Source organism: Pseudoalteromonas sp. Angola-4 (assembly GCF_028599265.1).
Taxonomy (GTDB): Bacteria; Pseudomonadota; Gammaproteobacteria; order Enterobacterales; family Alteromonadaceae; genus Pseudoalteromonas; species Pseudoalteromonas atlantica.
Window position 1 is genome coordinate 1 of record NZ_JAQREK010000041.1, and the last position, 1,293, is coordinate 1,293.

The 1,293-nt window shown below is 41.6% G+C and carries 1 protein-coding gene; it reads right to left on the reverse strand.

Annotated elements, in window-relative coordinates; all coding sequences use genetic code 11:
- Positions 1 to 34: 34 nt before the first annotated feature.
- Positions 35 to 1,237, reverse strand: coding sequence for an IS256 family transposase (locus PSH48_RS20635; protein WP_273612286.1), 1,203 nt, complete (start codon positions 1,235 to 1,237; stop codon positions 35 to 37).
- Positions 1,238 to 1,293: the final 56 nt, after the last annotated feature.

Genomic DNA, 1,293 nt, shown 5'->3' on the forward strand with positions numbered 1-1,293 from the left:
GAGAGCGTTCAGAATTCTGTGTCAGCCTAAGTTGCTAAATATCTAGCACACCATCTAACCTACCTTCGAAGTGGATGGCCAATTGCGACAATGTCAGATTCCAATTATGGATTGGCATTGTCCATTTCTTCGAGGCATTCAATATGCCTGCATACAATAATTTCATCAAGCTGTTTTCATTAGGGAATGCTCCCTTAGTCTTGGTGAGCCGCCTAAACTGACGATGTACAGCTTCAATTGCATTTGTGGTATAAATAGCTTTACGTACGTAATCTGGATACTTGAAGTAAACCGACAGATTGCCCCACTTACGACGCCAAGACTCGATAACGATAGGATATAACTTGCCCCATTTGGCATCTAATTCGGCAAGAGCAACTTCTGCTGCATCTTTAGTGGCAGCCTTATAAACAGGTTTCAAGTCAGCCATAAACTCTTTTTGGTGCTTTGAAGCAACATACTTCATCGAATTACGAATTTGATGAATAACGCACTCCTGCACTTCGGCGTCTGGATAGATTGTTGCTATTGCTTCAGGGAAACCTTTTAGTCCATCAACACAGGCAATTAAAATATCAGATACACCACGATTATGTAAATCTGTTAATACTGATAACCAATAGTTGGCCCCTTCACTTTCAGAGACATATAAACCAAGTAACTCTTTGCGGCCCTCGATATTGACGCCTAGTACAGTATAAATAGCCTTGCTCACGTAGCGCCCATTTTCTTTGATTTTATAATGAATGGCATCAAGCCAGATAAACGGGTAAAGCGTGTCTAAGCTGCGCGCTTGCCATGCTTTAAGTTCTGGTATCAGTTGGTCTGTTACGGCAGTGATGGTGGCCTCTGATACTTCAACGCCATACATATCCTGTATGTGGCCTCGAATATCTCGATAGCTCATACCTAAAGCAAACATAGATAGGACTTTTTCGTCAATTTCAGGCGTTAACTTGGTTTGGTTCTTTTTAACAAGCTGAGGCTCAAACGAACCTGAACGGTCTCTGGGCGTTTCAAGTTCGAATTGGCCTATGGATGACTTAACTGTTTTTTTGGTTGAACCATTTTTACGGTTAACTTGGGTCTCAGAGTCTAAATGCTGCTCTAATTCAGCTTTAAGAGCCGCTTCAGTGAGTTGTTTGATTAAGGGTGTTAGAACACCGTCTGCGCCAGTAAGACCTTTACCAGCTTGCAGTTCAGCTAATGCTTTGTTGAAGTCGAAAGATTGAGTCATGTGTCACTCCTGTTTTCTTAATAATACTGAAATGACACAGATTTCTAAACACTACC